Genomic DNA, 24,732 nt, shown 5'->3' with positions numbered 1-24,732 from the left:
TTCTCAGGAGGTTTAGTTTCGACTAAACCTCCTTTATTAATTAAAAAAAGGAGATGAACAGATATGGAACAAACATTGGTCATTATTAAACCGGATGGAGTAGAGCGCAAGCTGATTGGTCGCATTATCCAACGCTTTGAGGACAAAAATTTAACCATTAAGGAAATGTATCAAGGTGTAATTTCTAAAGACGTTGCAGAAAGTCACTATGCTCATTTAAAGGACAAGTCCTTTTTCCCTGAACTGATTGCTTACATGACTTCAGGCCCAGTCGTATGTTTACTATTAGAAGGAAATGATGTCATTGCATTGGTGCGTCAGATGCTTGGAGCAACCAATATATTGAAAGCGGTACCTGGAACTATCCGTGGCGATTTCGCCTGCAGTACTACGGAAAATATTGTTCACGCTTCTGATTCACCAGAAAATGCCGCAATTGAAATCCGGCGGTTCTTCAGCCATTTGTAACATAAAAGACCAATCACCGCTTGTGAAAAAGCAATGATTGGTCTTTTTATTCTCCCATCAGCATTAGGTTGCAGGTTCTTGTCCGTTCGCGATTTTGATCCCAATCGACAAAGTATAGATAACCCACGGAACCAATTAAAGGCTGTTCGTCTTTAATGATGACTGTTTCACTTGCTCCAAAGAGAGAACCTTTAATATGAGCATCTGCATTTAAAATAGATACCGGATCCGGTAAATAATTCGGATCAGCGGCTGCTAACTCTTTTAAAAACGCCACATGCTCTGGTCCAGGATACAAATAATCTGATTCAGTAAATTGACGGGGAATTAATTTATCCAAAATCCGATTTTGATCTACCTGCAGATATTCATCTCCCTTCCAGTCTTTGTCATGGACATATTCTTCAAAAATGACTGAACAAGTTGTATGTGGAGTAGTAATGGCACAAAAGCCATCCTTTATTTCAGCTGCTTCAATCAGTTTGCGTAGATCAGCAGTAATATCAATATAGCTGACTTTACCAGCTTGTGTTTTAATGGATAATTGTTTGTGGATGACCTTCATTTATTTACCTCTTTCTTTGTATGCTTGCACCACTGCTTCAACCATCTGGGTTAACATATCCGTTGGTGAAGCTGCGTTAGTAATGCCGCTAGTGCAGCCTGTTCCATCCGCTCCCAGCTTAATAGTACGATAAACATCTTCGCCACTGCTAATACCAGCTGCCTGCATAACTAAGATATTCGGATTAATTTCTTTAATGGCTTGATTGGTTTGTTCAATATAGTCACTTCCGCTAGTTTGACCGGTACCGATTAGTTCAGTCGGTTCGCACAAAATAATATCCGCTCCTAAAATTGCCACTGCTCTTGCCTCATCAATAGAATCAGCACAAACAATTGTTTTCATTCCTAATTCCTTAGCTCGCTTCATCGCTTGGGTCATTCCTGCTAAAGTCAAAGGTCGTTCAGCATGGTTTAAGAAAACCGCTCTTGCCCCAGCATAGTAAACCGACTCAGGCAAGACATGACCAATTCCCCGGCCAGGTATGATGCCATCCATGTGCTGAGCAGTGATTACGATTTTCTTAGTTGCTTGTTTCACTGCACTAATGTCCGCAAAAGGTACGGTTACTAACACGGTGCACTCCGGATATTTTGCGGCTAATTCATCTGCTCGCTGTGCCAGTTTTAACAGCTCTTCACCGTAAAGGTAAGATTTAGGGTTAAAGACAAAAAATGGTTGCTTAATTTCTACTGTCATCTTCAAAAGACCTCTCTTCTATACGTCTTTAGTAGCAAATACTTTATAGCAATTCTCCAATACATCAGCCATCGCTTGATTGGCCAGCTGCTTCATTTCTAAATAATCCTTAGGCTTGCCATCTTTGTTCTTACGATAAGCTGCCTGTAAAAAGTCAGTAAAAATATTAATCTTGGAAATGCCATTAGTAGCACAGCGATTCAAATTGTCAGTTCCCGAGGAAGAGCCTCCATGCAAGACTAAAGGAACCTCACAAATTTTACTGATTTCCTGCAGTCGTTCAAAGTTCAAGACGGGGGTTCCTTTATAAGCACCATGAGCCGTTCCAATTGAAACAGCTAGTGAATCAACTCGGGTTTCTTTAAGGAAAATTTCAACGTCCTTTACTTCGGTGTAGATAGAATCGGTGGTTTCATGATTCTCATAATTCGTACCAGCCCCAACGTGACCCAGTTCAGCTTCTACTGATACTTTTTTTTGATGAGCATACGCGACAACTTCCTTGGTTAACTTGATATTGTTCTCCAAGCTTTCTTTTGAGGCATCAATCATAACTGAAGTAAAACCTAAATCAATCGCTTCCTTGATAAAGGCAAAATCCTCTCCATGATCCAAATGCAAGACCACTGGAACAGTCACTTTCTTTGCTAAGTATTTGCCAATCAAGGCTGCTTCTTCCAGAGAAATCAAGTCTTTGTGTGCTTGTGCAAAAGGTAATATTAGTGGCTTATTAAGCTTTTCAGCTACAGTTACAAAGGTTCGTGCCGAATCTAAATCAATAAAATTCGTTGCTGGTATGGCATAGTTCTCCATTTTTGCTTTACTTAGCATTGCTTCCGAATTAACTAACATATTATCCCGTCCTTTACATTTGTAAAATGATGTTTACTTTTGTAAAAAGTGTAGTATGATAATAGAGAAATGTCAATTGAATCCAGCGTTATCATTTGGTATATATCAGCGAACTACGTAACATTTGTCGAGGAGGACATGTATGATTGAACGCGAAGAAATGATGCTAAAAGCAGCTTTATATTATTATGAAGAAGAGATTACCCAGAGCGAGATCGCTCAGTTACTAAAAGTCTCCCGACCAACCGTTGCAGCGCTACTGCAAGAGGCCAAAGACAAAGGCATCGTGAAAATTACCATTCAACACAGTCATTTACGCTCCTTAAAGCTGCAGGAAAAACTAGTGAAAAAATATCAGCTGGCAAATGTAAAAATTGCTTCAGCCACTAAAGAGACAGAAAGCAGTCTGAAAGCGGCCGCGGGAAAATTATGTATGGAGCTGATTGAACCGTTATTGCCGTCCATCCAAAGACTGGGAATTGGCTGGGGAACCACACTTTTTGAATACGTCCAACAAGCCAACTATCTCCACCTGGAGCCGCTAAAAATCATTCCCTTGATTGGTGGTAATGGTCTGGCCACTGTCCGCTTTCATTCTAATCATTTGGCTTTTGTTTTATCACAGAAGTATCATTGCGAGGTTTCTTATTTTTATGCCCCAGCCATTGCTGACACACAGGCAGTGAGGGATACGTTGGTGGAAACAAATCTGATTAGAGAGGTCATGGAGGAAGGCCGCCAAGTGGATATGGCTGTCTTAGGTGTCGGAGATCCCGTTCATTCTTCTACTTACGAAAAACTGGACTATATTTCTGATGAGGACACTGCCTTGCTGATAAATGAAGGAATCATTGGTGATATTGGAGGTACCTTTTTTAAGGCAAATGGGGCAGTGCTGGAAAAAGGAATTGCTCAGCGGATGCTTGGAATTAAACTAGCCGATATCAAAAAAATTAATCGAGTAGTCGTTGTAGCTACTGGAAAAGAAAAAGCGAAAAGCATTCAGACATTGCTGAATATGGCGGTCATCACCGATTTAATTGTTGATGAGGAACTTGCACAATTACTATAAAAATCAAAAAACCGAATCAGTCTCTTCCTTCACATTGAAGGAAAAACTGGTTCGGATTTTTTATTATGAATCCTGCTGAATAATTCCTGTTTAATTAGCCATCAGGATTGCCATAAGCTTGATAATAAGCATAATAGCCCATACGTTGCAAATCCATCGTTCGCTCAATCGTCTGCTCATCAGAAAAAGCCGTTGCCTTCAACAAGGCTTCAGTAAATTCCAAAGCAGCCGTACCATTAGCTGTAACCAAATTACGATCTTGAACCACTTGTTTATGAATGAACTGGTGAGAATTCGTATATTGCACAGCATTCTGACCTATTCTTTGGTCATTGGCCGTGTGATAATAAGTACGCAATAAACCATTCTGAGCTAAATAGTCCACTGCTCCGCAAATGGCTCCAACCGGCGTCCCGTTCTCTAAAGCTTGGGCAATAATTTTTTTCAACAGGGAATGTTTAAATCCCCATGAATTACTACCAATCAATACCAATACATCGATTTTTTTCGGTATTTTTTCGATTAAATAATCGACTTCGACTGTAAAGCCGCCCAAGGAGGTAACCTGCTGCTCAATAGATGCTGTTTTTATTTCCCAATTTTTCTGTTGATTCAATTGACTGGCGAGATAAGCACCTTGCCAATCAGCATATTCTTCTAATAGCAAAAATACGGCTCGCTTCATTGTTGTCCCCTTCTCTAATCACAGCGCAAGTATTTATACTTTTTAACTCGTGAGGTTTCAAAAGTTTCTACTTCAAAATAGAAATGATGGTCTTTGCGATCCTTCGTAATAACTGCTGGCATCATAAAATAAGTGATCCCTTGCGATTCCATTAAATAGAGCAGATCTTCCTTAACCGCAAAAAGCGGCACTGCTGAATCCACCAGTCGATGGTAATCTTTAGTAAACTGGTCATCTTCTTCGCTTTTAAATTCAAAAACTGCTCCATTTGTATCAAGCATCAGACTCATCCTTGGTCAAAATTTTATTGGCACCCAATAGCCTAACATGACGAATTTGTTCAATTTCCAGATGAATCATATCCTCCTCATCCGTCGCCAGATAGATAAGCTGTTCCTTTTGACCAATTACCCGACCTACCAAGTCATCGTAATACTTGCGTTCACTGTCCAGAGCCTCCAACTGCAAAACAACCCGTTTATTCTGTGTATAGGATTGCTGTAGTAACAGACCTATTTCTTCCAATGTTTGCTGGGACTTTTGTAAATTTTCTTTGTAGCGCTGTTGGTTATCTTTATTTAGAATAGCGGTATGATCTGATAGATAAAAGCCAATCCATTTGATCATTCCCCGATCCTGATAATTTTGTTTTGCTTCTAAAAATAATTCCATTGCTGTTTCATCATCATACACAGCAAAAACCCCTTTTCATTACGAGTGCAGTGATAAGAAAGCGTCAACTGCCTCATTTAATTTCATGCCTGAAATGATTTTATTCATGGCTTAAAATAGAAAATGTTATTCTTTAGCAGTGGGGAACTGCTGTTTCTTGTGTTTTTTCCTATATATCTATCAGCTACATTCCGTCCATCCCGCCTGCATGTCCGCCAACTAAGCCCGCTCGATCAATGGCGGTGGCACCCTCTAATAATGAATGGGCCCGAACAATCGAGCGAAATTGATATTTGCTGCGAATTTGTCCAACGATATCATCTATTTGATCTTCTTTGATAGACTGTTGCGGCTCTTCGAATAAATTCAACTGTAAACCACTGGCCGGCTGTAGAGAAGAAACATTTACTGTAATCTTACGCACCTCCGAGCGATCCCAGTATTTGGCAAACATCTGAAGCGCCTGTTGCGTCAGTTTTTTCCCTTGGTTGGTTGCCGGCATTTTCGTTTGATGATGAAAACCGCCACGCTTTTGATCACCGTTATACGCATAACCCATCCCTAGATGCAACGTGGCTCCCATCACATCAGCTTTTCGCAAACGTTGCGCAACTTGTTCGCAAATTTCAGCTAGAACAGCTTCAATCTCTTCTTTGCGAGCATAATTTTTCGGTAAAATTTGTGAATTTCCAATTGATTTTTCTTTCTTAGGATAATTATCCTTTTCAGACAAAATCGACCGATCAATCCCCCAAGCGTGCATATAATGCTGGAGGCTGATCACACCAAAATAATTCTTTAATCTAAACGGATTTGCATGGGCCAAATCCCCCATCGTTCGCAACCCCATACGGTTATAGCGAATTTCCATTCGATGACCAATCCCCCAGAAATCGCTTAGCTTTAAAGGCCAAATTTTTTCTGGCACATCCTGGTAAGTCCAATGAGCAAACAAGGAGCCATTCTTTTTGGCCTCCATGTCCATTGACACCTTAGCCAATAAGGGATTTACCGCCAAACCAACACTCGTGTAAATTTTCAATTTTCGTAAAATCTCCTGCTGAATAGCTTTAGCAACCTCCTCCGGGCTATCTCCAAATAAACGCCAGCTATGGGTCAAGTCGCCAAATTGTTCATCAATACTATAGGTGTGGATGTCTTCATCCGCCATATATTGACGGAAAATAGTCAGAATTTCCATGTGGTACTTCATGTATAGCGTCATTCTTGGCGGTACGATGATCAAATCGGGATGATCCGGTACTTCGAATCCTCGACTGACATTACTGATTCCCAAGATTTTTTTAGCCATCGGACTGGCAGCCAAAATCAAACCCGCATCGTTACGATCACCGCTCATTACAACTAGTAAGGTGGTTATCGGATTCAATCCGAGCTCTACACACTCTACACTGGCATAAAAACTTTTGGAATCCATACAAAAAACTTCACGTACTGGTTCTCCTTTATAAAGATCCATTTTTCTTCCCTCAATTCAAACAAACATATGTTCCCTTAAATTAAAGCATGTTTGAAAGGGAATTGTCAATAGATAGTCTCTGTCTCTTTTTATTTTTTTCTGCTGTCTCATACCTAACATTATTTATAGCCGCTCAACCCTTTATGGGTTCAAACTTCCAGCAGTTCCAGAAAATTCTATACCGTATTTTTTTGATGACGAATGGGAATTGGTTATTAATCGTTTGTTTGTTAGTAAAGATGAAAGTGGTTAAAAGCATGGTTGGACCCTAAGCAATGTAGATTGTAAATACTCCACTCAGGAAAATTGTGATTTATTAACCATTTTAAGTACTTTAACAATTTTTGAAAAATATGGCGTGCGCCGCTTCGCTAAGCTGGTGAAAAGCGGTTTTACTACCACGGAAATTGATTACATTGGTAAAAAAGAAGAAGAAAAGATAGAAGTGTGGAAAGAACAGACTGCACCTGATTCAGGCCCAGACAGCTCCAATGATTCAGAGGAAGTTAGCGAAAAAACACCGACTGTAACAACTCATTTTGCCAGTTCTGCTGCTCCACCTAAGGATGAAGAAAAGGAAACAAAAGTTTTTGCCTCCTCCACTAGCACTACTCAAAACGACAAAAAGAGACAGAACCGAAAGCAGACAATGGATCATCAGAAAAAATGTATGTCCGAAATCCCTTTACCGAACTCGATAAAACCAAAAAATCTAGCTTCAACAGCCCTAAAAAGAAAAAAAGCGAAAGAAGAAACGGAAATAGACAACTTAAGGCTTGTTTTTAGTTGAAGCAGACTTGGTTATACACTAGAAAAAGTTTTTAAGTAAGAAAAAAGGGCATCCCGAAATGCCCAGATTTTCCTATGCTTTGTGTAAGTATCCTGCTAAGATTCCTTGCTGAGCTGCAATTGTATCGCACTCATCTTGGAATACTCGAAAAGTAAAGACTTGCTCCCCGTGGTTTAAATACAGTTCAACGAAGGAGTTGTCGACAAACACATCGACCTTTTGTAGGTTTTGAATACGTACACTTCTTTTTTCGCCATAGCCTACATCAATTTTTTTATCCAAATTATCCCGAGAAACAGTTGCCAGTTTAGTTTCTGTGTCATACTGAAATTCCCAATAATCATTGGTTGAGCCTATGGTAAATTTGAATCCCTTAGTTAATTCCAGCCAGTAGTTGCGGCTTTCCGTGTTTATTTTTTCGCTTTCAACTGACTGTTTCTGTGAAAATACTTCGACGATTTCTGAAGCAGGATAGCGTTTGAATTTCCCTTGCTCTAATTGCATTTGTTGAGGAAAAGTAAGCCCATGCTGCCAACCATCTTGCACTGGATAATCAGGTTCACCGCAGCCAAACCACCCATAAAGCAGCGGCTGCTGATTTTTTCCTAAGAAGGCTTGAGGTGCATAAAAATCAAAACCGGCATCCATCTGATCCCAATAGTCAGAATGAAAGCAGCGGTTGAGAATATCTAACTCCCCCACAGCATAAATAGACGCAAAGCGATTGTTGAAGCGTTCCTGTTCAGGAGTTATTCCCATTGGTGACAAAAACAGAATATCCTTCCCGTCTATTTGGATTAAACTAGGACATTCCAGCATGTAGCCAGTTGGAAAAGGCAGATCGATTAGCCCTTGATAGCTCCAATTCAATAAATTATTGCTTCGATACAATAGTAAAACGCCTTGATCACCAAAGCCTGGTCTTACTTCGTCAGCAAATTTACTGCCCCCCAGCAGCATATAGAAGCAGCCTTCTCTTTCAAAAACAAAAGGATCACGTAACTCTCCAGATAATCCAGGGAGCGTACCATCAATTACTGGTTCAGTGCGTTTTCGAACGTGACCTTCTTTATCCATAATAGCTACTGCTTGTTTAGGGATTTTACCGGGTCCAGTTTTATAATTTGCTGTATAGAACAAGTAAAGTTCTCCTTGAAATTCGATAGCATTTCCAGAGTAGCAGCCATTCTTTTCATATTCTTTGGTAGGTGACAAGGCTACTTCTTGTTTAGACCAGTCAACTAAATTCTCTGAAGTGGTATGACCCCAATGTTTCAAGCCGTGCACGGGAGCAAACGGATACCATTGGAAGAACACCTGGTATTTTCCGTTAAAATAAGCCAACCCATTAGGATCATTCATTAAGCCGGATTGAGGATAAATATGATAACTAGGCAAGTAACGACTACTGGCTGCTTTCGCAGCCAGTTCTTCTAATAGGATTCTTTTTTCTTCTATATAAACATTTGTTTTATGATCTACTAATAAGTTTTGCATTTAGGCCTTCACGTCCTTTACTGGATTGGGTATGCCGATTTCCGCTCCTGCCACGCCTTTTACTTTATGGTAAATAAATAAGAAAACGATCGGTAAAGCAAAGGATAACAAACAGCCAATGACATAGTGAATAACTACTGGCGGATTTACAATTGTTACGCCTGGAATACCTGTCAAACCAAAACCAAGCGCCTTCACGTCAAAAATCTTCATGTAAGCTCCACCTATTCCTGCACCAGCAACTGCTGACAAAAACGGCACCGCTGAATCCTTCAAATTTACTGCAAAAATAGCTGGTTCACTAACGCCAACTAACGTAGGAATAAAGCTGGAAAAAGCTATTTCACGACGTTTCGATCCTTTTTTCGCTAAGAAAAACATCCCCATCGCTGCACCACCTTGAGCAATAATGGAAACCGCCCATAGTGGTTGAATATAGTTAAAGCCCGTTTGAGCCAATAACTGTGCCTCAATTGAGCCAATCATATGATGGGTTCCAGTAATCACTAACGGTTGCAGCAATGCCGCAAAAATTCCAGCTCCAAAAACGCCTGCCTTCACGTATAAGAAATCCGCAGCTGTACCAATTCCCGAAGCAACCAAATCTCCTAATGGACCAAAAACTAAAAATAATGCCAGTGAGGATACTAAAATAGTAACTGCAGGAACAACAATAAATGTCAGCATTTTTGGTGTATATTTAGTAATAAATTTTTCAAACTTCGCCATAAAAAATGAACTTAAAATTGCTGGGAAAATTCCTCCTTGGAAAGCTACCTGCGGAACACTAAATCCAATAATATGCCAATATGACACATTCTCAATAGTTCCCTGCATGTATTCAAAGCGATTCCCTAAATCAGGATGAACCAAAATCAGTCCTAAGATAATCCCAAAGACCGGATTTCCTCCAAAACGCTTAGTCGCCGAATAGGCCACAAACACCGGTAGAAAATTTAAGCCAGTAGCAATAATATTTAGAAAACTAGCAGTATCTGCCGCCCAAGTATAATTATCGGCTAGGCTGCCTTCTAATCCAAATAGACCAGTAGTAATAAAAAGTGATCGGACCCCCAACAGCATCGCACAGCCAACAATTGCTGGAATAAGTGCCACAAAAATATCGGAGAAGGCTTTAAAGAATTCAAACAATTTATCCTTCCATGTTTCAAGTGTTTGAGGTTTTTCCGCTGATTTGAAGGACTGATCATCTATGTTAGTCTGCTGGATAAACGCCTCATAAACACGTTCCACTACCCCAGTGCCAAAGACAATTTGCAGCTGTCCTTTATTGAAGAAAACACCCTTAGCTCCTTCAATGTTTTCTAGTTTTTGCTGGTCATAATTAGTATCCTTTAAGGTCAATCGTAAACGAGTAACACAATGAGTGGCATGAATAATATTTTCTTGCCCGCCTACGGCTTCAATAATTTCAGCAACTGCTTTTTGATAATTCATTCAATCTCCTCCTTGTTTTTTGGAACGTTCCATTTTCTACATTATATACTTGGAACGTTCCAAATTTCAAGCGTTTCCACAAAAAAACTACAAAAAAGTTGAAAAAATTACTTCAACTCTCTTGTAGTTTTCAAATTCAAAAATTTGACTGGCAGGATATGCTTAGCTTGGAAATCCTTGTCCTTATCGTAAATCACGAGTTCTTCTACACTTATTTCAGCAATTTTTTTGATATCCTGAGCGATGGAAGAAATAACTAACGGTTGATTTTGATAGCTCTTTGCACCATCAAAACCAATAAGCTGAACATCCTTGGGAATATCCCAAGCCAAACGTTGAAAAGATTCCATGACATATTCTCCATAACGATCGGTAACAGTAAAAATTCCATCAAAGCGACATTCTTCTTGATAAACTTCCTGCAAATATTGATCAATTCTTTGAGAGAAGTTTTTGGAATTCCCCTTATCTAGGTAAACCTGATAATCGATTTTCTTATGTTTGCAGTAATCAATAAACCCATTCATCCGTTCGTAAATTCCGAGATTATTCGGCAGCTCCCGTAAAATCATCAAAAGTCGGGTGGCACCTCTTTTGTATAACTCTTCCGCTGCTAAACGGGCTCCTTGGAAATTATCACTCGTCACAAAAGGAACTTGCTGATTAAAATAGCGTTCAATGGAAACAATCGGTACATTCGCAGTAATATACGGATCAATATCACTGTAGGAAATGGTAATAATTCCTCGCACCTTCTCTTCCTTGGCCATTTTTACATAGTCCAACTCTAAATTGTAGTTATTTTGTGAATTACAAAGCAGCATCTTTAAATTTCTTTTTTGTAGTTCCAACTGAATATAATTGGTTAATTCCGCAAAAAAAGGCGTCCAAATAGTCGGTAAAATAAAGGCGATCGTATCGCTGGTTTGCTTTTTTAAAGAACGAGCTGCCTGATTAGGAACATAGTCCAGCTCTTCAATAGCCTGTTCAATCCTTTTCGCTAATTCTTGCTTGATTTTCACACCGTTTATATAGTTTGAGACAGTCCCTCTTGAGACTTTGGCCAGGCTGGCCACATCATTCATATTTGCCATAGTTGACCTCCTTACACGGTGTCATTATATCATGAAAAATTCGGTTAACTGGACAAAGAGCGAGAAATTTTCACTAGTAGAATGAGAAAAAGATTAGAATTACATTTGACCCTACCCTTAGTGACGGCTATAATTGTTTCTTGGTGCCAATTAAGGCAAGAAAATAGAAAATGAGGGTTAATATGTATTTATTGAGTTGGAAGGAAAATCCCATCAGGGAAGTGTTGGCAGGACTTGTAGTGTCATTTGCACTAATTCCTGAAGTGATCGGTTTTACAATTATTGAGGGTATTGATCCAATGATTGGTCTGGTTTCGTCCTTTTTTATTGCTATTATTGTATCGTTTTTAGGTGGACGGCCAGGAATGGTTTCTGCAGCAGCAGGCTCTATGGCGCTGGTGATGGTTCATTTAGTCAAAAACTATGGGTTAGAGTATATGTTTGCAGCCACCGTTTTAACCGGGCTGATTCAGCTTCTGTTAGGACTATGTCAAGCTCAAAAGCTGATGAGCTGGATTCCTAAACCAGTTATGCTGGGCTTTGTGGATGCTCTCGCCATTTTAATTTTTATCGCTCAGTTTGAACATTTTGACCATGCCTCCATTTTTATGTATGGATTAGTTATTGGAGGAATTTTGCTAATGGTTTTCGCACCAAAGATTATTACTTTCATTCCGGCTGGATTGATTGTAATTGGTGTATTAACGACCGTGGCGGCAGTTGGCAAGCTGCCGGTTTCTACCATTGGCGACTTAGGGGATATCACGCCACGTTTTTCGACTTTCCACTTACCGATGGTTCCTTGGTCGATGGAAACCTTAAAGATTATTTTCCCAACTTCTTTAGCTTTAGCTTTTGTAGGGATGCTGGAAAGTTTATTAACAGCAGAAATTGTTGACGAACGGACTAAGAGCGACAGTCCTAAACGTCAGGAGTTGTTAGCACAGGGCAGCGCAAATCTATTCAGTGGTCTATTTGCTGGTGTTGCTGGCTGCGCAATGATTGGACAAACCATTATTAATTTGGATTCCAAAGGTCGCGGCCGATTGTCAACAGTGGTTGCTGGCGTTTTTATGATGGTTTTGATTTTTGCTTTACGGCCTTTCCTGCTGCTGGTTCCGATCGCGGCTTTGGTTGCAATTATGTCGGTAGTCGCTTTCAATACCTTTGATTGGTCAAGCATCAATTATGTGAAGGAAGCACCAAAAAAGGATGTACTGATTTTCTTGGTTACAACTATTTCGATTGTCGCTACTGGAAACTTAGCCATCGGTGTCTTGGTGGGTGTGTTAATTAGTGCGGTGCTATTCGTGCGGAGCATTTCAATCCTAAAAGTAGAAAAGGAAGGCTCGACCATTCAGATTTCTGGTGAATTATTTTTTGCCACAACTACCAAGATGAAAAGCAAGCTGAATGCTTTGGATTTAGCGGAAGATCAGCTGACTTTAGATCTGTCACAGCTACGCATTTGGGACAGCACAGGGGCTGAAGAAATGATTAAATACAAAGAAAAACTGCGCTCGACTAAACAGGTGACGGTGATTTCACCAAATACGCCGAGTAATGACTTGATCCAAAGCGCAAAACTGTATTCTTGAAGCAAGAAAAACTAAAAAGACGTGTTTGCATGTAGCCTCCAAAAGTTTAATTTTGCAATAGGCAATGCACTACGTCTTTTTAGTTGTATTTTTTATGCGTTTGCTTCTGCTTTTTTCAAGTTTGCCATTTCTTCAGCAACCAATCGTTTGTCATACGAACGAATAAACGGCAAGTAAATGACAAAGGCAACCACCGCACAGATGACAGCTACTACGGCAGCTTTCCAGTCACCACCTGTACTGATAAAAGCACCCACCCCTACTGGTGAAGGCCAAGGCATATTGGCAATTACCGGTCGAATAATTTCTAACTGGATCGCAAAGTAAGCAATCGTTGCAGAAGCCATTGGGGCTAAGAAAAACGGTAAAGCCAAGTATGGATTATAGATCAACGGCACACCGAAGATCAAGGGTTCATTGATATTAAAAATTGCTGGAACCAATGCAGCTTTTCCTAGAACCTTCAGTTGTTCTGATTTTGCCATGTAAACTAAGAAGAAACAAAAGCCTAGCGTTGCACCTGAACCACCAACAGTTACAAAGGCATTATTAAACTCACCAGCTAATGGAATATGCGCACCATCTGCGTTCATCGCCATATTTCCCAATGTAATTGGGGTAATCAGTGAGAAGATGATATTGGCCCCATGGATACCTACCAGCCACAAAGCGTGGACCAAGAAGTAAATGACCATAACGCCTAGCCAGCTGTTGGTTAGCCCCGTAACAAAGCCAAATGGAATAGCAACTAATTGGAAGATATCGGTATTAAAGGCTACTAAAATCCCCACTAAAATTAATACAACAAAGGCCACTAAGAACGCAGGTATCAATGCAGTGAAGGCTCTGGAAACTCCTTCTGGAACTTGTTCCGGCATGCGAATAACCCAATTTTTTGCAACACATAAACGGTACAATTGTACAGCAATCACCGCCATAATAATTCCCGTAAAGATCCCGACAGTTCCTAAACGAGCGACTCCGTCACCGCCAATTGCCCAGCCGTTAACGATGGCTTGTTCTGCATCGTTCACACGAACCATTGAACCGTTTTCAAATACCAATTGTGGAATTGACATGAAGAACGAGAATAGTGAAAGCAATGCACCCGTTATTGGCGCCATGTTCAAATCTTCTTCTTCTGCGATAATTTTTGTGTATTCATACCCCAAACCAACACAGAAATAAAGTGCCAATATTCCCATTGTTGTACTATTGGCTAGCATGTATAATTCACTGACTCTAAAGAAGGTTGAATTGAATATATTTTCTAAAAAAGGAAATGTCATCGGCAGAATATTAAATACCAAGAACATCGAACCAACAATAGTAAATGGAATGGCTCCCATCCCAGCACCCATAATTGCCCGCACAATTTTAAACTGCGCCAATTTCCCTAAAGGTCCCATCAACGTTTTTTCTAAGAATGTAAATAGCTTACTGTTTGATCCATCCATATTTCTATTCACTCACTTTCTTAATTCGTTTTTGCAAACTCTTTGATATAGCCGTAATGCTTATCCTTTTGCAAATAGATCATGCGAATTCGCTGAATACAAAAGGCCGACATAAAGATTCCGACTAATAAAACAGTGACTAGGGCTGCTCTTGCTTGAGAAGAATTTGTCAAAAAAGGGTATAGCCGTTGAAATCCTCCACTGGTAAAGCTTATGACCAGTAATACCAGATTCATGCCTAATTGAATAGATTGATAAAACTTATGATGGCGTAATTTCCCCTGGATTTGATCAGTCGTCTCCCCATAAAGCTTCGCGTGTTCTGCGATTGCCGGAAGAGTCAAAAGTAACAAACTTACCGGCAGCACTCCATACCAGCTGCGGCTCATAAACAGCATCAGCAGCCAATACAAATTGCTGAAGAAGAAAGCCGCTAATAAATAGCGCAGGATCAAAAAACGATTGTAGCGAAAATTTTTTATGGCTGTTTCCTTTTTCAATTCAGCTGTTCCTTTTTTACTCAAGCTTTTCAGCCCCTTTCCTAATTACTCGCTGCTTGGCGCTGGTATAAAACCAGCATTTCAGCGGCAACTTCCTGCAATGTCATTGTAGTCATCAAATGGTCCTGTGCGTGCACCATTATAATTTCCATTTCAATTTTCTCGCCGCCTGCGTATTCCTGCAGCAGCCCGGTTTGAGCTCGGTGAGCCTTGATTAGCGACTCATTGGCATCCTCTAATTTTTGCTGTGCCGCTTCAAATTTCCCGTCCCGCATATGCTGAAACGATTCATGCACCAAAGTTCTGGCGTCGCCGCTGCTCAAAATAATTTCAAAAGCAACCTCTTGTAGTTTTTCTGAATCCATCTCTTTCACTCCTGCCGTTTCTCTTCTATAGATTTCTATAGGCTTTCAATCAAATTCGCAATAAACGTGTTGTAATCTTCGCTTGCTACGAGTTTTTTACGAAACTCATCATCTTCAATAATCGGTACCAACGTCTGGCTGACCTTTTCCAATTCTACCCGTCCCAGTTTATCTGGTGACATCAGGAAGACTAGCTGAATTTCCGGATAATCCGCTTCCCAAAATACGCCCTTTGGTACAACTGCTACAGCTACATAGGCCTCTTCTGTCACAGCCTCAATCGGATGTGGTACTGCCAAATAAGGCGAGAAAGCAACAGAGCTATAGCTTTCCCGTAAGCGAAGCTGTTGATGAAAGGCTTCTTTAATCGCTTTTTGCTCCATTTTCTCCAGCCGATCAATCAGCTGATCCAAAATATCCTCTTTGGTGGAAGTATGCTCCAGTTGGATAAACAGCTCTGATCGAAAGCATTGATGAATCAAGGCAATTTGCTGGGCCTTTTTCTCAGCATCTGCTTCATTGTCAATGACAGCGGTACAATGCGCCGGCATAAATCCAGATAGTTCATAGTTAATCTTTTTAATGTCCTCTTCACCAACAAAAACACTGACATAGACAATTGGCGTATGATGAATCACGTTTGGCAAATTAATTGATGAAATAATTAGATCAATCTGATCCAAGTCCTGATCGGCAATTTCGTAATAGCTAATTACCTTATCAATCAAAATTTTTGAACCAAATTCCCGTTCCAGACGATTTTTAATCATCTGTGAACTACCTAAACCAGTCGCACAAATGACTAACACCCTGGCTTTTTGATCGTTGTGATACCGTTCCACCGCAGCGGTTAGATGAATGGTTAAATACGCCCATTCGCTTTCAGTAATTTCATATGGTTGAAAAATACGCATCTTGGACAAATATTTGATTGTCAGGTCCAATAGTTCGCCGTAATGCTGACGAATTTCCTCCAGCAACGGATTCTCAATGCTCATATTGTTTTGCAGCCGTAATAAGAACGGTGTAAAATGCATCATCAATCCATCAATCAAGATTGTGTCCTGCTGCAGTTGATACCCAGTTTCCGTATCAAAAGCTCCCAAGGCCTCTAGGAGCTGTGCCTTAATCTCCGCCTCTGTATAATTCGTCTTTTGAAATACCCGTTTAGCCGTAATTTTATTCCGTAAATGCAACGCAATATAGTTCGCCTCTTCATGAGGAAATTCTACCGACATGCTTTCGGTGATTCGTTGGACAATCCGTAAAGAAGTTTGGTATTCCAAGGAATCCTCCGGCAGCTGAATCATTTGAGTATATTCAATTTCAAAGCCGGACTGTAGTCGCTTAATTGCCAATCCAATGTGCAACACAATGTTGAATATAATAAAATCAGACAACTTTAAGCGTGCTTCCCGACACTCGTCTAAAACAATAATTACAATCTCTTCGATGCTAATACCGTTCAGCAGGTTGGTGTAAGTGGAAAATGTATAGATGTTGTCTTGCAGCCGCTGCAAAAAGAAGTAATTCATAATGAAATGCCGAATATTTTTCTCGTTGCCAACGACAAAAATCCCCCGATTGCTTTTGCTGCTTAACTCGATCTCATAAGGCTTCAACAATTTTTTAATCTCTACTAAATCATTGGAGACCGTTGAGCGAGAGACATATAATTCTTCTGCCAAGTTGTCGACATACACAGCCTTTTGCTCAAAAAACAATTGATTCAGAATATAATACTGACGGTCCTGTACTTCTTGAATGGCCCCTCTATCCTTTGAACAATTCTGTGACTTCATTTCCTGTAAATAAAATACTTGAAAGCTGTCCTGATTTCCCACTATTAAACGATAGCCATAGCCTTGTTTAGCCTCAATCGTACCAAGCGCTTTTTCCTTCAACGTGTCTTCCAACAAATGCAAGTATTTCCTAGCTGTGCGATCAGATACCCCCAAATTGGCCGCCATCTCCTGACTAGTTAAATAGCCAGGCTGGTTCTCGTATAGCAATTTAAGAATTTGTGTCTCTTTCTTACTCAACATGTTGATCAACCTTTATTTAGATATTTTCTTCCACAAGTTTTCCCATTTTTTCAATCCCCATTGGAATCGGTACATATGCCTGTGGCGGAATATTAACAATTGGTTTATTGGTTTTATTCGCTGCTTTTTCTAAATTGGCAAAATACATTTTCGTTTGTGGACTTACTAGATAAAGATCGTATTCATCTTTGGCGATGGTAGTCGCTCCTTGTGAAGCTGAAGTCGCATCCAGCTCAATTTCTATTCCTTTTCCTTTTAAATATTCCGTTGTTTTCTTCGCTATAACTGAAGACGACATGCCTCCAGCACAGATAATCAATGCTTTTTTCACACTAAATCCCCCCGTAAGTTGTTCTTTTTTTCTTTGAACTTTCGTTTCGTATAATAGGCTTCTTATAGTTCTGATCCATTGGTGGCAATCACCTTTTTATACCAGTCAAAGGATAATTTTTTGCTGCGTGCTAAAGTCCCATTGCCTTCATTATCCTTGTCGACATAAATGAAACCATAACGCTTCTTCATTTCTCCCGTGCTGGCTGAAACTAAATCGATACAGCCCCATGGTGTGTAACCCATTAATTTTACACCGTCCTCCTCCACTGCCTTAATCATTTGCTCAATATGAGCTTTTAAGTAGTCAATTCGGTATTGATCATTAACGGTTCCATCCTCTTCCTTGACATCGATCGCACCAAATCCATTTTCAACAATAAATAATGGCAAACGATAGTGATCCGCAAACCAATTCATGGAGTAACGAATACCTTCTGGATCAATTTGCCAGCCCCAATCAGAAACCGGAACAAATTCATTTCTTACAAGATCCCGTGATTCATCGTAATCATAGGTGGTATTGTCTTTCTGATGTTCAATTGCAAAAGACATATAATAACTAAAAGCAATGTAATCAACTGTTCCTTTTTTCAGCTCTACACTATCTTCCTCCGTAATATCTAAGTCAAAGCCCTTACGATTAAAATAGGTCTTCATATACCCCGGATACTCGCCAAAAACATGAACATCGGTGAAATAATAACGTTTTTCCATCGCTTTTTGTGCCATTAGAATATCTCCTGGCTTGCAAGTTTTCGGATAAATCGGCACCATAGCAATCATACAACCTATTTCAAAATCCGGATTGATTGCCTTACCAATTTGAACAGCCTTAGCACTAGCAACTAATTCATAATGGGCAGCCTGATACATGATTTGTTCACGATCATCCCCCTCCTTATAAACGATACCGGAATTAGTAAACGGTGCAAAATCCTCATTAAAGTTGGCTTGATTGTTGATTTCATTGAAGGTCATCCAATAGTTTACTTTATTTTTGTAACGCTTGAAGCAAACCTCGGCAAATTTCACAAAGAAATCGATGGATTTACGATTGGTAAAACCCCCGTATTTCTTAACTAAAACAAAAGGCAATTCAAAATGTGAAAGAGTGACTACCGGTTCAATACCATGCTTTAAACATTCGTCAAACAAGTCGTCGTAAAACTGCAAGCCCGCTTCATTTGGTTCTGCTTCATCTCCTTCAGGAAAAATCCTTGTCCAGGCAATGGAAGTGCGAAAACATTTGAAGCCCATTTCAGCAAATAAAGCAATATCTTCCTTGTAATGATGATAAAAATCAATCGCCTCATGATTTGGGTAATTCTTCCCTGCTACAACACCATCTGTAATTTCACGAGGAACCCCTGGTCCACCTAACGTCATTACATCGGCAACACTGATTCCTTTACCACCTTCCTGCCAGCCGCCTTCCAGCTGATGCGCGGCAACTGCCCCGCCCCATAAAAAATTATCGGGTAATCCTGTCATTGCTTCACCATCCTTTCTTTCTATGTCCTAAGAATAATAGATAGCGCTTTCTTTGGGAATACAGATTCTTTCCTTAGCACTACGGAAGGTTGTTCTTAGTATTAGAAAAGCTATTCGAAATCGCTGCAAATCACATATTAACTAACTCAGCTAATTAGCACTTATGTTATAAAACACAAGAAATTTCTTAGTATAAAAATAAAAACTGTTGATTTATCTTCTGTAGACCAACTGCTTATTGCTTAATAAAAAAATACAGGAATAAGAAATAGCATCTTCATTGAAAGTTCAACCTTAAAGATAGCAACATAAAATTATCGTTTAATGACAAAAAATTATTGTTTAACGATAATTATATGCTATACTATAGGTAAGGGGGCGAAGGAAATGGATTTAAAAAAATCGCGTGATACATTTTGGATAATTGATGGAATATTTAAACTCTTAGCGATTGGAAGTTTATGCATGGGGATTTATCTAGCAGTGCAATTGTTGGTTTATAAAAATTCAATTATTTCGGGTGCAGACAAATTGGTCATTTTAGTTTTTTATTCTGGCGGTCCCCTGACTGCACATCAACAGGCGACCACTAATGCGTTGAGCATGTTGCCACAACTTTTAGTTTGGACCTTTGCTTTTTGGTCAGGAAGCAAAATTTTCTATGATTTATCAGAAGGTTTGACCCCATTTTCCGAAACTATGTATAAAAGGATTGATCGAATTGCCAAAGCCATTTTGTGGCTGGGCTTTCTACAACCACAAATTTATTCCTTATTTGCTTCATTAGTATCAGGTAAATTCTCTTGGTCACTCAGCCTCAATTTAACCCTAGTTATGGGATTGGTTCTCTACAGCATCAGCGCCATTTTCCGTTATGCAATTTCTCTGCAGGAGCTGGCTGATGACACAGTGTAAGGAGGTGGCAGCATGCCGATCATTGTTCACTTAGATCGCATGATGGCCGAACGAAAAATTAGCTTGAAGGATTTGGCTGAAGAAGTCGGCATCACCAACGCAAATATGTCGAAATTAAAAACCGGCAAGGTCAGTGCCGTTCGTTTCTCTACCTTAGAGGCCATCTGCGAAGTACTAGACTGCCAACCCGGGGATTTGTTTGAATATCGAAGGCCTTAAAAAAGGATTGGCGTGTTTGCCAATCCTTTTACTCAATCATTTTTATTTTAGTTAAATCACTACTACACAGCTGCTCTAAGTTCCGGAAAATCTTTTCCGCTGACCAATCCCACCACTTTATTTCCAGAAGATAATCAATTAATTCATCATCAAACCGTTTTCTCAGTATGCGGCTCGGGTTGCCGCCAACAATGTGATAAGGTGGAACATCCTTAGCTACAACGGAATTTGCTGCAATAATTGCGCCATCGCCAATCTGCACACCCGGCATAACCGTTACATTCTGCCCAATCCATACATCATTTCCTACGACCGTATCCCCTTTAAATGGAAGATCTTCACTAGCTGGTGTACTTTTTTCCCAACCATGTCCCATGATATTGAAGGGATAGGTGGTGATACTATTCATTCGATGATTCGCACCGTTCATCACAAATTCTATGCCGCTGGCGATGGCACAAAATTTGCCGATAATCAATTTATCACCTAAAAATTCATAATGGTGAGTCACCCGTTCTTCAAATCTTTCGGCACCACTTGCATCATCATAATACGTATACTCGCCAACAACAATCGTGGGACGAGTAATCGCATTTTTTATAAAACAAACACTCTTAATTGCTTCGTTGGGATAGAGCTTATTAGGGTCAGGTCCATATAGCATTAGAAATTCCTCCTTTTTGCTTTATTATACGCTAAATACCCCATCCGCGTGATTCGGATGAGGTAATTTTAGATATGACTTTAAGCAGAGTTGCGTTTGATCAAGGTCAAATGTAGCTGCGACTGATCCACCTCATACGACCGTTCTTCTAATTTAGCAATCATAAGGTTGGTCGATTCTTTGCCCAGAGCTTCCACTGGTTGAGCTATTGTCGTTAAGGGAACGGCTAATACATCTGTGAATGGCTGATTATCAAAACCTAAAATAGCCAAGTCTTCTGGAACCTTTCTTCCAGCTTCTAGGTATTCTTTTAAAATACCGATCGCTACTTCATCACTGCTGGTAAATACTGCATCAGGGCGACCATCTTCCGGCAGTGCCAGCATTTTTTTGGCCACCTGTTGACCATCTTGAATCGTATGAACCTGTTTAAAAATCCAATCAATTTTCATTGGCAAACCGTGCTGATTAATCGCCTTCTCGAAACCTTCTGTTCGGGAATTCCCATGCCCACCAGTTGTTAATGTCCCCCCAGTACAATAAGCAATCCGCTGATAGCCTTTTTGAATCAGATAATCCACTGCTTCGAAGCTGGCAGAGGCTTGATCAGTATATATCTGCGGCAGCTTCGAGTCAGGAATGGCCTCATTACATAAAACAATCGGGCCAAACTCTTGATACGCTTCAATTTCTTTAGGATCACCTTCAATAGAACACATGATTAACCCTGAAATAACATGCTGCTTCAACATCTCTAGCATGTTGATCTCGGCATTTTGATCATCGTACGTTTGCATTACCAGAACATTATAACCTTGTGCCTTAGCACATTTTTCAATGGCATCAACCAGTTGAGAGAAAAAAGGATTAACAATACGAGAGACCAATATTCCAATCATTTTACCCTTTTTTGACCGCAGTTGAGTAGCAACCGTGCTGGGTCGATAATGAAGCTCATCCATCGCTGTTTGAATTCTTTTTCGTTTGTCTTCTGAGATATAGGGATGTTTGTTTAAATAGCGGGAAACGGTTGAAACAGAAAGCCCCGCTCGTTTTGCTACATCCTTTATTGTTGCCATATCAGTCACCGCCTATGGTATCGATTTCAGCATAATGATACGGGGTTTTCGCTCGTTTGTCAATAGATTGGAAGAAACGAAGAGAATCCCGCTCTGGGTTTAATCTGCTCTAAAAATACAAATAGATCCAATCCTACTAAGTAATTCTAGTTGGATTGGATCTAACTTTTTATTGCTCACCATTAATAATTTTAGAACTCAATAAATCTGTTAGCTCCAGACCTGTGTTAATCTTCGAGTAAATTGAACATATGACAAAACGTTTTCTTCCAGCAAACGTTACAAATTGGTAACGACGAGAAGAGGCTGGAATGTGGTGATGTCCATGAATTGCTCCGATAATCTTGTATGTCTCGAATAACTGTTCAATTTCAGCTTCTGAACAATGGTACTCCTTATTATAGGCTTCACTTTTAGGAGTCAGCATACTCAGCTCATTAAATAGCGGTGCATGAGAAACAATCACAGTTGGCAACTCGTGATCTTCCTGCAGTAAAGCTTTCAGCGATGCTAGTATGAATTGCTGTTGTTCCTTTTTACGCTTCACTAATGCAACGGGAATAGTCAAGCCAATATAGCGAACTCCTTCATGAATACAGCTGCTGTTGTTCAACACTTGCATTTGCGGAAAGCGCTGCTGCAGCTCTTCTTTTACTATCTCATAAAAATCATGATGACCGATCGGCAGCATAGGCCATGAATCATCTGGATTTTGTAGCAGTGTTTCAAACCATTCATAATGTAAAAACGGACGCCATTTTTCCCACTGGGGATCCTCAAAATCACGATTTATTGGCAGCACATCAACTAAATCGTGATTGCCAATAACGTAAATTCCTTTGATTTCTCCATCAGCAGCCTGAGAATCCGATGCATCTCCTGCCAAAATGTTGAAATTTTTGTTAGTAAAGGGCAACTTGCCTTCCAAGGTATGCATATCAGAAACCACATTGATCAAATGAGTATTATCCGTTGAATGAACATTTTCAAAATAACTTTCTAACTCACCTGGATTCACGCTGTGTGCCACGTAATTTTTCCGAACCTCAGCTAATTCTTTGCCAAATTCTGAACGTAACAGTGGTTTGCTTCGGACTGGCATCGTTTGATTTACTAAGATAATGGCACTTTCGATGCTTTGGTTTATTTCCTGAGGAAGCAGCTCCAGCCCTGGTTTAATATCCGACTCATAAGTCAAAACCTTATGGATATTTTGATCAATCTGCTGGTTCGCTCTGTTATCTAGCAACTGAGCATTTCTGCCATCGGTCATAATTGGCAAAGAATGTGTCAGCTGTACCACAAAGTTGAGATATTCTCCAATATACTCAGAAATTCCGGTTCTGACATTTTCACTAAACAAAAATTTCCCGGCCAAATTGGCTGAAAGTGGACCCGTTTCATCATGCTGCAGCAACCGTCCTAAAATCTGGATTTCAAACAGCGGATTATCAAAAATTGCTTGATGGGCTTGACGTACTTCTGGAGAGTTCTCTTCAACCTTCTTGCCAGTCACCTGAAAGATACTTAACATCAAGTATTTTTCTAAAGTAGCTTTGTGGGATTCAATGTATTGCCGAACCGCTTTAGGATGCAACAGGTACTGAATTGCTGCTCGTTGAATATAATTCCTCGCAGTATCGTAAGGGATTGCGGAATAAACAATGTCCCCCTGCGAGCAGACATTTAGCGTTTGATCTCTCATGTTGCAGGTGAGTTGGAAATAGTCATTTTTAAATAAGGTCTTATTAATCGGACGTCGCTTATTCTCGGGATAGAGATCAAAACGGGCAGCGAGCTCTGGCGGCAACGCATTTACCGATAACGCAAACGATTGATTTATGGATAATGGATGATTTTGTGAATTCATAGCGATCCTCATTCTTACTTCTGTTTTCAGCTTTATTAGCATTATAAAGCTTTTTGACAAGCGACTCCATGCTTACTAAAAAATTGAAGAAAAAATCAGGTTTTACCTTTTTTCGATGATCAGATGGGTAAAAAGAAGATGAAGCAGTCTACAAAAGTAAGTCTGCTTCACCCTCTTCACACGATTAATTTTCTACTACTTGAAAACGCAGAATCGTTTTTCGTTTTTCTGGTGCTGTTTTACGTGCATCGTTTAGATAGATTTCTTTATGCTCGTGATGGCTTCGTTGCAGTTTCTGCTCTTGAGTAAACTGTTCCATCTTGGTAAAAGTAGCTGGTTCCTCATCAAATGAACCTTTGTGCAACGCTTGAACACATAGCCCCTCCTGCCGAGTTTCAAAGTTAACCTGCTCTAGCAAAGCATGCGGCTTTTTCTTTTTAACTTCGGCTAAGGTTTCCTGAAATAGTGCTTCTGTGATATAGTCCGACTGTCGAATCATCAAGATATACTCAAAGCTGGCCTTATCTTGCAAATCATCTGGATTGGTAGTGGTCCATTGTCCTTCCAATGGATATACGGTGTAATCGTTATAACTAATTTCAGTGTTGTCCACGACAGAACGCTTAAACGCCATTTTGATGGGAAAAGCCAGTGAGTACAACACACCTACTCGTTCTGAAAAGGCGGCTTCATTAGGGTCGCCCATACCAGTAATCGTGATGAATTTTTGCTTAGACAGTCGAATTACCTGTGGTTTAGTCGTGACACCGTAAATCTCTTTTTCGTGTTTTTTCCATTCATGTTTCATTATAGAATCTCCCCGCTTCCTTTGATGCCTTTATCTTAGCAGGAGAAACCTGACAA

The 24,732-nt window shown here is 40.0% G+C and carries 26 protein-coding genes; 6 read left to right on the top strand and 20 right to left on the bottom strand.

Going from position 1 to position 24,732, the window contains the following annotated elements; genetic code table 11:
* Positions 1–63 precede the first annotated feature (63 nt).
* Complete coding sequence (gene ndk / locus IGI49_RS22660) at positions 64–468, top strand: nucleoside-diphosphate kinase (RefSeq protein WP_207703847.1); 405 nt, start codon at positions 64–66, stop codon at positions 466–468.
* A 46-nt stretch (positions 469–514) separates the two neighbouring features.
* Here the strand turns inward: ndk and IGI49_RS22655 are convergent, their stop codons facing one another.
* Genes IGI49_RS22655 through IGI49_RS22645 form a run of 3 tightly spaced genes read right to left on the bottom strand, consistent with a single transcriptional unit; the run spans position 515 to position 2,584 of the window.
* The gene (locus tag IGI49_RS22655) at positions 515–1,033 is read right to left on the bottom strand and encodes a YjbQ family protein (RefSeq protein ID WP_207703848.1); all 519 of its coding nucleotides are present in this window, start codon (positions 1,031–1,033) and stop codon (positions 515–517) included.
* On the bottom strand, positions 1,034–1,732 hold the full coding sequence (locus IGI49_RS22650) for a triose-phosphate isomerase (RefSeq protein WP_429965352.1): 699 nt from the start codon (positions 1,730–1,732) through the stop codon (positions 1,034–1,036).
* Positions 1,733–1,750: 18 nt separating this feature from the next.
* Positions 1,751–2,584: a class II fructose-bisphosphate aldolase gene (locus IGI49_RS22645; protein ID WP_429965353.1), complete on the bottom strand. Its 834-nt coding sequence runs from the start codon at positions 2,582–2,584 to the stop codon at positions 1,751–1,753.
* Between the two features lie 142 nt (positions 2,585–2,726).
* Between IGI49_RS22645 and IGI49_RS22640 the strand changes: the two genes are divergently transcribed.
* Entirely contained in the window at positions 2,727–3,656 is a 930-nt protein-coding gene (locus IGI49_RS22640) for a sugar-binding transcriptional regulator (RefSeq protein WP_429965354.1), read from the top strand.
* Between the two features lie 94 nt (positions 3,657–3,750).
* On the opposite strand, the gene IGI49_RS22635 is transcribed toward IGI49_RS22640, so the two are convergent.
* From IGI49_RS22635 to IGI49_RS22620, 4 genes are all read right to left on the bottom strand, one after another.
* Complete coding sequence (locus tag IGI49_RS22635; protein WP_429965355.1) at positions 3,751–4,341, bottom strand: DJ-1/PfpI family protein; 591 nt, start codon at positions 4,339–4,341, stop codon at positions 3,751–3,753.
* A gap of 14 nt (positions 4,342–4,355) precedes the next feature.
* Positions 4,356–4,622 (bottom strand): DUF5960 family protein, encoded by a 267-nt coding sequence (locus tag IGI49_RS22630; protein WP_429965356.1) that lies wholly within the window; start codon positions 4,620–4,622, stop codon positions 4,356–4,358.
* Positions 4,615–5,034, bottom strand: coding sequence for a hypothetical protein (locus IGI49_RS22625; RefSeq protein WP_429965357.1), 420 nt, complete (start codon positions 5,032–5,034; stop codon positions 4,615–4,617). Before IGI49_RS22625 ends, IGI49_RS22630 begins: the two co-directional genes overlap by 8 nt.
* 163 nt (positions 5,035–5,197) lie before the next feature.
* Complete coding sequence (locus IGI49_RS22620; protein WP_429965358.1) at positions 5,198–6,493, bottom strand: Y-family DNA polymerase; 1,296 nt, start codon at positions 6,491–6,493, stop codon at positions 5,198–5,200.
* 358 nt (positions 6,494–6,851) lie between these two features.
* Here IGI49_RS22620 and IGI49_RS22615 point away from each other — a divergent pair, with 358 nt between their 5' ends.
* Complete coding sequence (locus IGI49_RS22615; protein ID WP_429965359.1) at positions 6,852–7,283, top strand: hypothetical protein; 432 nt, start codon at positions 6,852–6,854, stop codon at positions 7,281–7,283.
* Between the two features lie 72 nt (positions 7,284–7,355).
* Here IGI49_RS22615 and IGI49_RS22610 read toward each other — a convergent pair whose 3' ends face one another.
* The 3 genes from IGI49_RS22610 to IGI49_RS22600 form a co-directional block, all read right to left on the bottom strand.
* Positions 7,356–8,780 carry a glycoside hydrolase family 32 protein gene (locus IGI49_RS22610; protein ID WP_429965360.1) on the bottom strand — a complete coding sequence of 475 codons (1,425 nt, stop codon included), beginning with the start codon at positions 8,778–8,780 and terminating at the stop codon, positions 7,356–7,358.
* On the bottom strand, positions 8,781–10,238 hold the full coding sequence (locus tag IGI49_RS22605; protein WP_429965361.1) for a PTS transporter subunit EIIC: 1,458 nt from the start codon (positions 10,236–10,238) through the stop codon (positions 8,781–8,783).
* 107 nt (positions 10,239–10,345) lie between these two features.
* On the bottom strand, positions 10,346–11,332 hold the full coding sequence (locus tag IGI49_RS22600; RefSeq protein WP_429965362.1) for a LacI family DNA-binding transcriptional regulator: 987 nt from the start codon (positions 11,330–11,332) through the stop codon (positions 10,346–10,348).
* Positions 11,333–11,514: 182 nt separating this feature from the next.
* Between IGI49_RS22600 and IGI49_RS22595 the strand changes: the two genes are divergently transcribed.
* Entirely contained in the window at positions 11,515–12,930 is a 1,416-nt protein-coding gene (locus tag IGI49_RS22595; protein ID WP_429965363.1) for a SulP family inorganic anion transporter, read from the top strand.
* Between the two features lie 92 nt (positions 12,931–13,022).
* On the opposite strand, the gene celB is transcribed toward IGI49_RS22595, so the two are convergent.
* The 6 genes from celB to IGI49_RS22565 all read right to left on the bottom strand — a co-directional run bounded on the left by celB (position 13,023) and on the right by IGI49_RS22565 (position 19,121).
* A complete protein-coding gene (celB, locus tag IGI49_RS22590) occupies positions 13,023–14,387 on the bottom strand; it encodes a PTS cellobiose transporter subunit IIC (protein ID WP_429965364.1) in 1,365 nt (454 codons plus the stop codon).
* Between the two features lie 20 nt (positions 14,388–14,407).
* Positions 14,408–14,911, bottom strand: a complete 504-nt coding sequence (locus IGI49_RS22585) for a hypothetical protein (RefSeq protein WP_429965365.1) — start codon at positions 14,909–14,911, stop codon at positions 14,408–14,410.
* 17 nt (positions 14,912–14,928) lie between these two features.
* Positions 14,929–15,252, bottom strand: a complete 324-nt coding sequence (locus IGI49_RS22580) for a PTS cellobiose transporter subunit IIA (RefSeq protein WP_429966073.1) — start codon at positions 15,250–15,252, stop codon at positions 14,929–14,931.
* A gap of 35 nt (positions 15,253–15,287) precedes the next feature.
* A complete protein-coding gene (locus tag IGI49_RS22575) occupies positions 15,288–17,297 on the bottom strand; it encodes a BglG family transcription antiterminator (protein ID WP_429965366.1) in 2,010 nt (669 codons plus the stop codon).
* 16 nt (positions 17,298–17,313) lie between these two features.
* Entirely contained in the window at positions 17,314–17,628 is a 315-nt protein-coding gene (locus tag IGI49_RS22570) for a PTS cellobiose transporter subunit IIB (protein WP_207703863.1), read from the bottom strand.
* Between the two features lie 62 nt (positions 17,629–17,690).
* Positions 17,691–19,121, bottom strand: coding sequence for a 6-phospho-beta-glucosidase (locus IGI49_RS22565; protein ID WP_429965367.1), 1,431 nt, complete (start codon positions 19,119–19,121; stop codon positions 17,691–17,693).
* Positions 19,122–19,508: 387 nt separating this feature from the next.
* Between IGI49_RS22565 and IGI49_RS22560 the strand changes: the two genes are divergently transcribed.
* On the top strand, positions 19,509–20,036 hold the full coding sequence (locus tag IGI49_RS22560; RefSeq protein WP_429965368.1) for a hypothetical protein: 528 nt from the start codon (positions 19,509–19,511) through the stop codon (positions 20,034–20,036).
* Between the two features lie 12 nt (positions 20,037–20,048).
* Positions 20,049–20,255: a helix-turn-helix domain-containing protein gene (locus IGI49_RS22555; protein ID WP_010758095.1), complete on the top strand. Its 207-nt coding sequence runs from the start codon at positions 20,049–20,051 to the stop codon at positions 20,253–20,255.
* Between the two features lie 28 nt (positions 20,256–20,283).
* Here IGI49_RS22555 and IGI49_RS22550 read toward each other — a convergent pair whose 3' ends face one another.
* The 4 genes from IGI49_RS22550 to IGI49_RS22535 all read right to left on the bottom strand — a co-directional run bounded on the left by IGI49_RS22550 (position 20,284) and on the right by IGI49_RS22535 (position 24,676).
* Positions 20,284–20,919, bottom strand: a complete 636-nt coding sequence (locus IGI49_RS22550) for a Vat family streptogramin A O-acetyltransferase (RefSeq protein WP_429965369.1) — start codon at positions 20,917–20,919, stop codon at positions 20,284–20,286.
* Between the two features lie 80 nt (positions 20,920–20,999).
* Positions 21,000–21,998: a LacI family DNA-binding transcriptional regulator gene (locus tag IGI49_RS22545; protein WP_429965370.1), complete on the bottom strand. Its 999-nt coding sequence runs from the start codon at positions 21,996–21,998 to the stop codon at positions 21,000–21,002.
* Positions 21,999–22,167: 169 nt separating this feature from the next.
* Complete coding sequence (locus tag IGI49_RS22540; protein ID WP_429965371.1) at positions 22,168–23,868, bottom strand: metallophosphoesterase family protein; 1,701 nt, start codon at positions 23,866–23,868, stop codon at positions 22,168–22,170.
* A 184-nt stretch (positions 23,869–24,052) separates the two neighbouring features.
* Positions 24,053–24,676: a GyrI-like domain-containing protein gene (locus IGI49_RS22535; RefSeq protein ID WP_429965372.1), complete on the bottom strand. Its 624-nt coding sequence runs from the start codon at positions 24,674–24,676 to the stop codon at positions 24,053–24,055.
* Between the last annotated feature and the right edge of the window lie 56 nt (positions 24,677–24,732).

Origin of the sequence: Enterococcus sp. AZ071 (assembly GCF_050499065.1) — a bacterium.
GTDB classification, from domain to species: domain Bacteria; phylum Bacillota; class Bacilli; order Lactobacillales; family Enterococcaceae; genus Enterococcus_A; species Enterococcus_A ferrettii.
Note: the sequence above shows the minus strand (reverse complement) of the source record. Positions and strands in the feature narration are given on the sequence as shown.

Coding starts and splice junctions, on each gene's coding strand:
- IGI49_RS22535 (WP_429965372.1), bottom strand. CDS start 24,676: ATGAAACATGAATGGAAAAAACACGAAAAAGAGATTTACGGTGTCACG.
- IGI49_RS22555 (WP_010758095.1), top strand. CDS start 20,049: ATGCCGATCATTGTTCACTTAGATCGCATGATGGCCGAACGAAAAATT.
- IGI49_RS22635 (WP_429965355.1), bottom strand. CDS start 4,341: ATGAAGCGAGCCGTATTTTTGCTATTAGAAGAATATGCTGATTGGCAA.
- IGI49_RS22605 (WP_429965361.1), bottom strand. CDS start 10,238: ATGAATTATCAAAAAGCAGTTGCTGAAATTATTGAAGCCGTAGGCGGG.
- IGI49_RS22575 (WP_429965366.1), bottom strand. CDS start 17,297: ATGTTGAGTAAGAAAGAGACACAAATTCTTAAATTGCTATACGAGAAC.
- ndk (WP_207703847.1), top strand. CDS start 64: ATGGAACAAACATTGGTCATTATTAAACCGGATGGAGTAGAGCGCAAG.
- IGI49_RS22595 (WP_429965363.1), top strand. CDS start 11,515: ATGTATTTATTGAGTTGGAAGGAAAATCCCATCAGGGAAGTGTTGGCA.
- IGI49_RS22630 (WP_429965356.1), bottom strand. CDS start 4,622: ATGCTTGATACAAATGGAGCAGTTTTTGAATTTAAAAGCGAAGAAGAT.
- IGI49_RS22580 (WP_429966073.1), bottom strand. CDS start 15,252: ATGGATTCAGAAAAACTACAAGAGGTTGCTTTTGAAATTATTTTGAGC.
- IGI49_RS22610 (WP_429965360.1), bottom strand. CDS start 8,780: ATGCAAAACTTATTAGTAGATCATAAAACAAATGTTTATATAGAAGAA.
- IGI49_RS22560 (WP_429965368.1), top strand. CDS start 19,509: ATGGATTTAAAAAAATCGCGTGATACATTTTGGATAATTGATGGAATA.
- IGI49_RS22645 (WP_429965353.1), bottom strand. CDS start 2,584: ATGTTAGTTAATTCGGAAGCAATGCTAAGTAAAGCAAAAATGGAGAAC.
- IGI49_RS22565 (WP_429965367.1), bottom strand. CDS start 19,121: ATGACAGGATTACCCGATAATTTTTTATGGGGCGGGGCAGTTGCCGCG.
- IGI49_RS22655 (WP_207703848.1), bottom strand. CDS start 1,033: ATGAAGGTCATCCACAAACAATTATCCATTAAAACACAAGCTGGTAAA.
- IGI49_RS22640 (WP_429965354.1), top strand. CDS start 2,727: ATGATTGAACGCGAAGAAATGATGCTAAAAGCAGCTTTATATTATTAT.
- IGI49_RS22620 (WP_429965358.1), bottom strand. CDS start 6,493: ATGGATCTTTATAAAGGAGAACCAGTACGTGAAGTTTTTTGTATGGAT.
- IGI49_RS22550 (WP_429965369.1), bottom strand. CDS start 20,919: ATGCTATATGGACCTGACCCTAATAAGCTCTATCCCAACGAAGCAATT.
- IGI49_RS22600 (WP_429965362.1), bottom strand. CDS start 11,332: ATGGCAAATATGAATGATGTGGCCAGCCTGGCCAAAGTCTCAAGAGGG.
- IGI49_RS22650 (WP_429965352.1), bottom strand. CDS start 1,732: ATGACAGTAGAAATTAAGCAACCATTTTTTGTCTTTAACCCTAAATCT.
- IGI49_RS22545 (WP_429965370.1), bottom strand. CDS start 21,998: ATGGCAACAATAAAGGATGTAGCAAAACGAGCGGGGCTTTCTGTTTCA.
- IGI49_RS22540 (WP_429965371.1), bottom strand. CDS start 23,868: ATGAATTCACAAAATCATCCATTATCCATAAATCAATCGTTTGCGTTA.
- celB (WP_429965364.1), bottom strand. CDS start 14,387: ATGGATGGATCAAACAGTAAGCTATTTACATTCTTAGAAAAAACGTTG.